This is a genomic window from Sinomicrobium kalidii, assembly GCF_021183825.1.
In the GTDB taxonomy this organism is placed as follows: domain Bacteria; phylum Bacteroidota; class Bacteroidia; order Flavobacteriales; family Flavobacteriaceae; genus Sinomicrobium; species Sinomicrobium kalidii.
On the sequence record NZ_CP089211.1, the window covers coordinates 2,995,668 to 3,007,500 of the forward strand.

Below are 11,833 nucleotides of genomic sequence, written 5' to 3' on the forward strand. Positions count from 1 at the left end.
CGGAAAATGGTTAATATAATAATGATCAGATGGTGTATCCGGTGAAATATGTGGTTGAGCGCATGCTGTATCGTGTTATAAAATTAACACTTCATTTTGTTAAATTTTTGTTAGTTATGAATAAATTTTAAGATATTTGCTGAATAGCTAAATCAAATATATGTAATATGGGATCAAAATTTACTCAAATTTTGACGCTTTTATTAGCGTTTGTTGTACAGTTCTCCTTCGCACAGGAGAAAACGATCACGGGTAACGTCACAGACCAGCAGGGAATGCCGTTACCGGGTGTGAATATTGTGGTTAAAGGTACGAATACCGGAACACAAACCGATTTTGACGGAAACTACAGTATTACTGCCGGTGAAGGGCAGGTGTTGGTGTTTACCTATCTCGGGATGGCCACTTCGGAACAGACCGTGGGTGCGTCTTCTACCATCGATTTACAGATGACGGAGGATACGCAGGCTTTGGAGGAGGTTGTGGTAACAGGGTATTCTGTTAAAAAACAGGAATTATTAGCATCAGCAGTTTCTTCAGTTAGTAGTGAGGAAATTGAACAGTTAGTACCTACCACTAATGTTGATAACATGCTACAAGGTAAATCTCCTGGTGTTACAGTAACTGGAGCCAATGGTAAACCTGGTCAGAATGCTTTTGTCAGAATACGAGGGCAGGGTTCTTTGACTGCGGGTGGCTCTGATCCTCTATATATTGTTGATGGATCCCCTTTAAGAGAGGATCAATTAAATGCTATATCAGGAACGGATATAGAAACAATAACAATATTGAAAGATGCTGCAACGACAGCTATGTACGGCTCTAGAGGAGCTAATGGGGTAGTGCTCATTACTACAAAAAGCGGAAAGAAAAATCAAGATGCTGCAATTAGATTCAATTCACGGTATGGATTTACTGATGAAATACCACTGAATTTTGATTTAATGGATGTAGGATCTAAGCTTGATTTTGAAAAGGAGCTAGGAGATTTAGGAGTTACTGCAGCGCAAAGCTTACCGGGATATACGGCTACACCTGATGAAAGGACAAGATTGATAAGGGATGGAGTAGATTGGAGAGATGCGGTTTTAAGACAAGGAGTTGTTCAATCAAATAGTCTTTCTATAGCTGGTGGGGAGGAAAAAGTTGATTACTTCTTTTCAATAAATCATGATAGGGACACAGGTATTTTAGATCATGTTTTTGGCTTTGAACGTTTAAGTGGACGAGCAACTACTAATTTTCAGGCAAATGACTGGTTAAATATAAATATTGGAGTGAGTCATTCCAGAAGTCTTGCAGATGCCACCAGAGATAGAAATAATGCACAGAACCCATTTAGAGCAGCATACGATATCAATTCATATGAGCCATTATACCAACTTGATTCAAATGGAGATGCTGTTCTAGATGAGGATGGGAATCCCCAGTGGAACTGGACGCATACGGCATTAAACCCTATTGAGTATGTAAAGACTAATTTAGAGATGGTGGTCAATAATATTACATTGGCGAATGTTGGTGCAACAATTAAATTCAATGATAATTGGAGTTATAAATTTAATGGTGCCGTTAATAGTCAAAATGAAGTGCGAGAAACGCAGCAATTACCTGGGAATAGATTAGATCAGCTTATCGGAGATCCGGCTTTTCCGGGAGGAAAAACGGATAGAAATACGCGACGAATAGATTATACCTTAACAAATTTACTTACTTATAGGCTTCAAACTGAAGATCATGGTTTAGATATTTCCGGATTATATGAATTTAACTTTAATGAATATAATAGAAGTTTTATTAGGTCAAGTGGATATGCGTCTGCAGAGTTGTCTACTGTGTCTAATGCCGGTAGAATAGATGATGCATTTACTGAGAGAAATAGATTGGCTTTAATATCCTATGGGTTATTTGCAAATTATGACTATAAAGAAAAATATATTTTTGGAGGATCTTTGCGTTATGATGGATCTTCAAATTTTGGACAAGACAAGCAATGGGGACTTTTCTATTCTCTAAGTGGGGCTTGGAATATTGCGAAAGAGGAATTCTTTGATGTCGAATCTATTAACGATTTGAAATTGAGGGTCTCATATGGAACTACTGGGAATAGAAACATAGGAAGATATGCTAATCAGAATACTGTTCTTTATGAAGCTGGCTATCCTGGGGGGCAGGCGACGAGACCGGATAATATTGGAAATCCTAATTTGCAATGGGAGTCCTCTGCCATGACTAATATAGGCTTGGAGTTTAATCTATTTAATTATAGGTTAAAAGGTACAATAGATTATTATAAAAAGTCAACAGACAATTTATTATTTAGGGTTCCTACTCCATTTGAAAGTGGTTTGGATTTTGTTAATAGTAATGTTGGGGAAATAGAAAACAGTGGTCTTGAAATATCTCTTTCAGGAGATGTTATTAGAAAGGAGAATTTTAGATGGGGAATAGGAGGTAATATTTCTTTTTTGGATAATAAGATTGTTAGATTACCTGAGGCCGAAACTCCTGGAGAGAGTAATGATATAGAACCCGATGATGCTTTTAATATTAACTGGAGAGAAGGTGGTCAAATAAATGAATTTTATTTAATAAGATATGCTGGAGTTGATCCAGATAATGGTCGTCCATTGTATTATGGAGCTGATGACAATACCTATTATTGGGACGAAATGCCTGAAGGGGATAATCGTGTAATGACGGGTAAATCTACTATTCCCGATTTTGAAGGGGGTTTTTATACTGATTTTAAATATAAAGGATTTGGTTTGAGAGCAGATTTTGTATATAGATCTGGTAATTATATTTATAATCAGGTAAAAGCTAATCTTATTAATGACGGATTTACTCCAAGGAATAACCAAGCCAATGATGCTTTTAATTACTGGAAGCAGCAGGGGGATACTAATGTCCATCCAAGCCCATTGTATGCCTCGGAAGCAAGACAGACTTCCGATAGATGGCTGCAAAAAGGTGATTTTATTAGAATGCGTAATATTACATTGTCCTACAATTTAAGTGAAAATGTTCTTGAAAGAACCCCTTTTAAGTCAGTAAGGGTTTATTTGCAAGGGCAAAACTTACTAACATTTACTAACTTTTTTGGGGATCCTGAAGTAGGAATTTCATCGGGTGAGACTGTCAGCTATGAAGATACTGTTGCGCCCGGCGAGATGACTCTTTACAGTTACCCGCAAAGGAGAATGTATACTTTTGGTGTTGATATTAGTTTGTAATGAAAAAAATATAAATGATGAAAAAAAACAAAATTAATCTGTGGCTTTTCTTTTTGCCAATAATATTATTGTCATCTTGTGACAATGAATTGGATCAGTCCCCATTTGATTCTCTTCAGACCGATAAAGCATTTATTACTGCTTCTGATTTTGAAAATGGTATAAGGGGGGCTTATTTTGCTTTGACTTTGGGTGGTTATTATGGGAGTGCGGATCAAGGTTCTATGTTGTCCATGCCAGATGTTCTTTCTGATAATGTAATAATGACACAAAGAGGGAGATTTACTAAAAGAAATCTTCATGAGTTTACTTATACTCAAGCTTCGACAATTACTTCTTTTTACAATGACGCCTACAATGTGATATATAGTGCTAATCAGGTTCTATATTATTTGGACATGAATGATTTTCAGGGACCATCAAGAGAAAACATTAAGGCGGAGGCTTTAGCTTTGAGGGCGTTTGCTCATTTTGATCTGGTTAGAGTATATGGGAAAATCCCTACTCAATCCTCTGATGCTAATGCATCATTGGGTGTTGGTTATGTGACAGAGCCAGATCCATGGGTGACTCCTTCAAGACTAACCGTTGCTGAAACATATGATGCAATTTTGGAGGACTTGTTAGAGGCATATGATAAAATTGATTCTGATAATGGAATAGGTCGATTTAATAAAGAAACAGTAGCGTTATTATTATCGAGAGTTTACCTCTACATGGGAGGAGAAGAGAATTATCAGAAATGTGTTGATTATGCAAATGAGGTTACAACTCCAATTGCTTCAAGAGAAGATGTAAAGGAAATTTGGACGGATGAAAAAGATTCGGGACTTCTTTTTTATATCACTAATTTGGCTGGAGCAGGAGAATTAAATAATCAAATTGGAATTACTTGGGGACAGGGGCCGGTCGATGGTATTGTGCCGGAATACGCAGTCACCTTTGAATTCATGAATAAATTTAGTGAGGATGATATAAGGAGAGAGTCCTATACCCATACAGTATCAGGTTCGGGCCAAACTTATAATGGTATAAAGAAATTGTTTGGGAAGCCTGGACAGTTTAATGGAATTGTTAATTATAAAATTTTAAGGGCCGAAGAAGCGTTATTAAATAAGACAGAAGCTTTATTTTTCTTAGGGAGAGAAGCAGAAGCGCTTAATGCTTTGAATCAGTTAAGGGATGAGCGCTATACTTCTTATTCTGGAGGAGAGTCCGGAAATGGGCTTCTAGAAGCAATTAAGCTGGAAAGACGTCTTGAATTCGCTTTCGAATACCAAAGATTTTTTGACTTAAAAAGATGGGGAGATGATATGATTAGACAGGCGACGGGGGATCTGGTTGATGGTAGTGGTACTCCTTCGGCTGCATTATCACTTGAGGCCGGAGATCATAAATGGCAATTGCCATTCTTCCAACAGATGTTAGCTAGAAATCCTAATCTTGTGCAGAATCCAGGATATTAATTGTAAAACTTTTTGAAGTTGATGAGCCCCCCGTTTTCATTCGGGGGGTTTTGTATTTATGTTTAACTACTATTTTATTTACGATTATTTGTGATTGGTAGGTAATTAGTGGGATGATGGGAAAGGTGACCTATTTAATACATAAGCACTTCTTTTGGATACTTATACGAATTAGCCCCCCTTTTTTGCTAAAGATAAGAACAAAACCCAAGAAACATATCTAAAATTACCTGAGCTTTGACTTCATTTTTTGATAATATGTCTATGATAGGGAAGAAGCATGAAATTTTAGGCGAGGTTTTTTATGGTTTGAGATTAAAAAAGTTTATATATTTTTACTAACAAATGATTTTTCAGAGATATTGAGAGAAATGACGACAATGTATTTCTTGTTGGGATTTTTTACCTCAATAAATTATCAACTTAATCTCGAACACAACCCCATAACCTAATGAAACAAACCTTCTACCACATCTTCCGCTTCATCCGGGATAATAACTACCGGATCACCTTTGACGAATTTACCAAGCACCTTACGTCACATCCGGATTATCCCAGCCTTTACGCCATTTCCGATTCCCTGAAACACTGGAATATTGAAGCCCTTGTCGTACAGGTGCCCAGGGAAGAACTGGACCGCCTCCCGGAAAGTTTTGTTGCCGTTACTGAAGAAGGCGGGGCGCAAAATATTGTTTATGTCAGGAAGAAGGGAGACAAAATTCTAATCCGGGAAGAAAAAAATAAAAAGACAATTGACAAGGATGCGTTTTTGCATAGATGGACCGGTATTATACTGGCCATAGAACCCGATACGGTTAAAAAAGGAGTACGTATCCCTGTTTCCGGAGTACACTATGTGTTGTTTTTCTTTGCCCTGCTGGCCATTGTGCTGCGCTTTGTAACGGGGCCCTTTGCTTTTGCGGATATCGCATTTTTTGCTGTCTGTGTTCTGGGGATTTTTATCAGTGTGCTTGCCATCCGGGAAACCCTCGGTTTTTTTTCCGGAACGGTACACAAAATCTGTAATGCGGGAAACAGGACGAGTTGCGGGGAAGTGTTGTCGTCCCGCGGCGCAAAAGTGTTCGGTATTTTTACACTAAGTGATTTATGTCTTGTTTACTTCCTTTCCCTGGGTCTTGTTGCTGTTATGGTGCCGGGAGTTTCCGGTGCTCTGACAACATTTGTGCTGGCTGCGGCAGCGGTATTGTTATCGCTGTATTCCCTGTATTATCAGGCGGTAATAGTAAAGAAGTGGTGCGTGCTCTGCCTGGGGATCACCGTGCTGCTTTATCTGCAGTTTACTATTGTACTGTTATCATCGGTTTTTCGGTTTGATTATGCTACGGCTCTGGTGACCCTCTTGGTTTTTGCACTTGTAACCCCGGGATGGCTGTGGGTCAAGGAAAATCTGGAAAAACTCAAAACATTGGAAAATGCGGAGGTGGATCTTCTAAAACTAAAAAGAAATAAAAGTGTATTTCGCGCTATCCTGGGAGATAGCGATAAAATTCACCGGGATACATTGAAAGAACTGTTTGTGCCGGGTATAGGCAAGGAAAAAGCTCCCGAAATGATGTACGGCGTGCTGAGCCCTTCCTGCATTCACTGCAAAACCGCGTTTTTAAATTATGCAGACCTTATAGAGGAGGAATCCGGAAATATGCAATTCGGAATTTTGTTCAATGTAAACCCCGAAAACGAGAAAAACCCTTACCTGGATGTTTGTTACAAAGTATTGGAGATACATGAAAAGGAAGGGAGGGAAAATGCCGTAAACGCATTGAAAATGTGGTACGAATCCGGTTTTGAACTGGCCGGATGGCAGGAAAAATACGGTATTTCGAATAATGATAAGTATAAAGCGATAGTAGGTGCGCATTATCGCTGGTGCAAGGAAAATAATATCAACTATACCCCGGCTACGATCGTCCGGGAACATATTTATCCTATGGATTTTGCTGTAAAAGACCTGAAATTTTTTATAGCTGACGAATGATCAGGTATATCCGATTGAAATTTAACAGTTAAAACAAATAAATTTATTATCTTTAAGAAGTAAACACTTATTCCCCCTCCAGATTTTTGTGTTTACCGATGTATTGTAAATCCAAATATCATGCTTATGTTACAAAAACTTCTTCAATTCGAAGGTGTCCGGGAAATCGACCGGGAGCACCAAAAGCTTATTACGGGAACTATGGGGATTACTTGCCCTGATGGAACTTATCCGTATAACTGGAACGGGTATAGCGGATGCTGCGCCAACCCGATTGATGGATCTCCTTGCGGTAGAAGAGACTGCCTGGTTCATATAGATGCCTGTGATACGGATCCCTCCTGATCTGTACAGTGCCTTTAGTATAAACAAAAAAATATGCTGTTATGCTGAAAACTATTTTGAATCTGGATGGTGTCCGGGAGATTACCAGGGACACCCAAAGACGAATCGTTGGGGCTTCAGGAGGCTGCGATGCTGTATTTTGTGCAGGTGACGGAAGCTGCCCTTCCGGTTCAACCTGTGTTGACCATATATGTCAATGTGACGATAGCGGCGGAGGCTCCGGTGGAGGTTCTGGCGGCGGAGGATGTAATGAACCGAAACGATTATGCCAGCCCGGAGAAACAGGTTGTGGCTGTATTAATTTTTAACAGGTATTATAATCACAAAAAACGATATTAAAAGTCGCCCCGGTAAATTAAAGGGCGGCTTTTTGTTGTAATCACATAGATACTTTTTTAGTTTCCCAAATTTCCTCCTTAATTCTTCTAAAAAATATACCTTTGCCTTAATGCTGTAGTATACGGTTTTATAAACGCATACAAGAACAGTCCTGATAAAGCGTTATTCTATACATTTAAGGAACCCGTTTAAATGAAGCGTATATTTTTCTTATGTACCCTGTTGCTTTTTGCGTTTGTTGTGAAAGCCCAGGAAAAGAAGCCCTCGGAAAAGAGGGGAAATACAATATCCCGTCCTTCCGGAAAAGATTCAGGCAGGCCCGCAAATGATTCTGTTCCCGATGTATCGATAAAAGATTATAAGATCATCTCCTACAAACGGGATACCACCCATCTCGATACTTCATTGACCATAGACAAGGAATATAAATACAATTACCTCAGAAGAGACAATTTTGAATTGCTGCGTTTTTCCAATATGGGGCAAACGTACAATTCGCTGGCAAAGAATTTCAGGACAGCAGGTCTGTATCCGCAACTGGGGGCGCGTTCCAAGCACTTCAATTACATGGAGGCAGAGGATATAAATTATTATAGTGTGCCCACGCCAACTACCGATCTTCTCTTTAAAACCACTATGGAGCAGGGACAGTTGCTCGATGCTTTTATCACGATGAATACGTCCCGGCAGTTTAACCTTTCCGTAGCCTACAAGGGTATGCGTTCGCTGGGTAAATATCAGCATATACTGTCCAGTACCGGAAATTTTCGTGTTACAGCCAATTATACCACAAAAGACAATAAATACAGGATGCGGGCACATTTTACCGCCCAGGATATCCTGAACCAGGAGAATGGGGGAATATCAAACAGGACGCAGTTTGAATCCGGCGAACCCGAATTTACTGACCGGGCCCGGATGAATGTGTTTTTCGAGAATGCCGAGAACCTGCTCATAGGCAAAAGGTATTTCCTTGACCAGGAATATTTTCTCGTACGTCCCGGAAAAGCCTTCTCCAGGCTGTCCTTTGCCCATGAATTTCAATATGAAACCAAATTTTACAAGTATTTGCAGGAAGATGCGGACGAAGACTATTTCGGAGAAGCCTACCAGCCTGCCGATCTGGAGGACAGGGCAAGGCTCAAAACCATGTATAACCGTTTGAGCCTTAATTATGGCGACAGAATATTCGGAGACCTGAAGTTTAAGGCAAGTCACTATAATTACAATTATTATTTTAATACCATACTTTATACCGAAGACGGTATTATAGGTAATAAGCTCAAAGGAGATGAGATTGCCATAGGCGGAGAATGGTCGAAAACCATAGGAAGAGTAAGCCTCAATGCCGATATTGAAGTGAATATGGTGGGTGGCCTTAATGGTAACACTTTTAACGGGACGGCCTCATATGATATTAATGACGACCTGAAACTTTCGGGCTTTATTTCTTCCACGGCCCGGATGCCCAATTATAATTTTCTCCTGTATCTCAGCAACTATAAAAATTACAACTGGCAGAACGATGGTAACTTCAATACGGAAAAGGTATATACGCTTGGGGGGACATTGCGGTCAAAAAAATGGGGGAGCGTAACGGCCAGCTATTCCACCATAGATGACTATACCTATTTTTATGAAACTGCAGATGCGGAGGAACAGCCGGACATGATCCTGTCCAGCCCCGCACAGTACGGAGGCACCATAAATTACCTGAAAATAAAAGGTGAAAATGAATTCAGGCTGGGGAAATTTGCGCTCCGCAATACGATAATGTATCAGAATGTCGGACAAGATGATCCGGTGATGAACACTCCGGAATTTATTACCAGGAATACGCTTTACTATTCTAATTATGTATTTAAAAAAGCCATGTTCCTGCAAACGGGAATTACGTTTAAATACTTTACCGAATATCATGCGGATGGTTATAATCCGTTGCTGGGGGAATTCTATACGCAAACCCGTGAAAAGATAGGAGGCTTCCCTTTACTCGACTTTTTTATCAATGCCCGTGTTCGTCAAACCCGGATTTACCTGAAGGCAGAACACTTTAATTCTTCGTTTACGGGATATAATTTCTATTCTGCCCCGAATTATCCCTATCGGGATTTTATTGTACGTTTCGGTCTGGTGTGGAATTTCTTCAGATAATTTGGAGGTTCCCCGGCCACGAAAAGAGGGGGAGTGTAGAAATGTTTTTCAAAGGGGTGTTTATAACGATCTCATATTCAGCGTGGAGGGAAAAATATTAAAATTTCGTATAAAAAATGTTGTAAAAGTAAGATAAAGGGTTCTATATTTGCACCCGCTTAGCGGGAGAATGCGTGGAGAGATTGGGGAGCGAGTTCATTGAGAGGGAAAGTTTTGAAGAAAAGTTTTGCGGGAATCAAAAAGAGTTATTATTTTTGCAGCCGCTTAACCGGAAAGGCTAAGTTTGGCGAGGGTATGCTGAGGTGTATTTTTGCTTTGGACAAAGAGAAGATAAGTTCGTTGAAATATTGTTGACAGCACTTTTTTTTCATTCTACGGAATGGGAAGTAAAGGAAGATTTAAGCAAGATTGTTTTGAGTAAGATTTACGGATTAAGGACTTTTTAGAGTTTAGACGTATAAATAATTTAAACGATGAAGAGTTTGATCCTGGCTCAGGATGAACGCTAGCGGCAGGCCTAACACATGCAAGTCGAGGGGTAGAGTTTAGCTTGCTAAACTTGAGACCGGCGCACGGGTGCGTAACGCGTATGCAATCTGCCTTATGCAGGGGGATAGCCCGAAGAAATTTGGATTAATACCCCATGGTATTTAGAGGTGGCATCATTTTTAAATTAAAACTACGGTGGCATAAGATGAGCATGCGTCCCATTAGCTAGTTGGTATGGTAACGGCATACCAAGGCTACGATGGGTAGGGGTCCTGAGAGGGAGATCCCCCACACTGGTACTGAGACACGGACCAGACTCCTACGGGAGGCAGCAGTGAGGAATATTGGACAATGGTCGGGAGACTGATCCAGCCATGCCGCGTGCAGGAAGACTGCCCTATGGGTTGTAAACTGCTTTTGTACAAGAAGAATAAGACTTACGTGTAAGTTGATGACGGTATTGTACGAATAAGCACCGGCTAACTCCGTGCCAGCAGCCGCGGTAATACGGAGGGTGCAAGCGTTATCCGGAATCATTGGGTTTAAAGGGTCCGTAGGCGGGCTGTTAAGTCAGGGGTGAAAGTTTGCCGCTCAACGGTAAAATAGCCTTTGATACTGGCGGTCTTGAATATGTGTGAAGTAATTAGAATATGTAGTGTAGCGGTGAAATGCATAGATATTACATAGAATACCGATTGCGAAGGCAGGTTACTAACACATCATTGACGCTGATGGACGAAAGCGTGGGTAGCGAACAGGATTAGATACCCTGGTAGTCCACGCCGTAAACGATGGATACTAGCTGTTGGGATTTCGGTCTCAGTGGTTAAGCGAAAGTGATAAGTATCCCACCTGGGGAGTACGTTCGCAAGAATGAAACTCAAAGGAATTGACGGGGGCCCGCACAAGCGGTGGAGCATGTGGTTTAATTCGATGATACGCGAGGAACCTTACCAAGGCTTAAATGTGGATTGACGTATTTGGAAACAAGTATTTCTTCGGACAATTCACAAGGTGCTGCATGGTTGTCGTCAGCTCGTGCCGTGAGGTGTCAGGTTAAGTCCTATAACGAGCGCAACCCCTGTGGTTAGTTACCAGCGAGTAAGGTCGGGGACTCTAGCCAGACTGCCGGTGCAAACCGCGAGGAAGGTGGGGATGACGTCAAATCATCACGGCCCTTACGTCTTGGGCTACACACGTGCTACAATGGTCGGTACAGCGAGCAGCGACTGCGCGAGCAGGAGCGAATCTAAAAAACCGATCACAGTTCGGATCGCAGTCTGCAACTCGACTGCGTGAAGCTGGAATCGCTAGTAATCGGATATCAGCCATGATCCGGTGAATACGTTCCCGGGCCTTGTACACACCGCCCGTCAAGCCATGGAAGCCGGGGGTACCTGAAGTCGGTGACCGCAAGGAGCTGCCTAGGGTAAGACCGGTAACTGGGGCTAAGTCGTAACAAGGTAGCCGTACCGGAAGGTGCGGCTGGAACACCTCCTTTCTAGAGCAAACGCTCAAGAGGTCTTTAAGAGGTATTGCGAAAGGGATGATCTTGCTTAAAGCTGTCAATAAACAAAGATTAGCGGTTAAAGGTTTGGAGTTGGCACTATAAGAATCAGTGCTATAAAAAGAACCGGAGGCCAAAGGAGACAGTCTCGTAGCTCAGCTGGTTAGAGCGCTACACTGATAATGTAGAGGTCGGCAGTTCGAGCCTGCCCGAGACTACAAGTCGAGGGGAGGTGAGAAGCTTGTCCTGAGTTTACCGAGGGGAGCCTGCCCGGGACTACGGGAAGTATGAGGTTGGAAGT

6 protein-coding genes, 1 tRNA gene and 1 rRNA gene are annotated in these 11,833 nt (G+C 41.2%); all 8 read left to right on the forward strand.

Annotation, left to right across the window (positions count from 1 at the left end; translation table 11 throughout):
* Window positions 1-167: 167 nt before the first annotated feature.
* Window positions 168-3,236, forward strand: a complete 3,069-nt coding sequence (locus tag LS482_RS11980) for a SusC/RagA family TonB-linked outer membrane protein (protein WP_233027767.1) — start codon at window positions 168-170, stop codon at window positions 3,234-3,236.
* Between the two features lie 14 nt (window positions 3,237-3,250).
* A complete protein-coding gene (locus LS482_RS11985; RefSeq protein WP_233027768.1) occupies window positions 3,251-4,702 on the forward strand; it encodes a RagB/SusD family nutrient uptake outer membrane protein in 1,452 nt (483 codons plus the stop codon).
* Window positions 4,703-5,153: 451 nt separating this feature from the next.
* Entirely contained in the window at window positions 5,154-6,698 is a 1,545-nt protein-coding gene (locus tag LS482_RS11990) for a vitamin K epoxide reductase family protein (RefSeq protein ID WP_233027769.1), read from the forward strand.
* Between the two features lie 126 nt (window positions 6,699-6,824).
* The gene (locus LS482_RS11995; RefSeq protein ID WP_233027770.1) at window positions 6,825-7,043 is read left to right on the forward strand and encodes a hypothetical protein; all 219 of its coding nucleotides are present in this window, start codon (window positions 6,825-6,827) and stop codon (window positions 7,041-7,043) included.
* A 66-nt stretch (window positions 7,044-7,109) separates the two neighbouring features.
* Window positions 7,110-7,382, forward strand: a complete 273-nt coding sequence (locus LS482_RS12000) for a hypothetical protein (RefSeq protein WP_233027771.1) — start codon at window positions 7,110-7,112, stop codon at window positions 7,380-7,382.
* A 192-nt stretch (window positions 7,383-7,574) separates the two neighbouring features.
* Window positions 7,575-9,536, forward strand: coding sequence for a putative porin (locus LS482_RS12005; protein WP_233027772.1), 1,962 nt, complete (start codon window positions 7,575-7,577; stop codon window positions 9,534-9,536).
* A gap of 470 nt (window positions 9,537-10,006) precedes the next feature.
* A 16S ribosomal RNA gene (locus LS482_RS12010) occupies window positions 10,007-11,526 on the forward strand.
* A gap of 150 nt (window positions 11,527-11,676) precedes the next feature.
* Window positions 11,677-11,750, forward strand: a tRNA-Ile gene (locus LS482_RS12015).
* Window positions 11,751-11,833 lie beyond the last annotated feature (83 nt).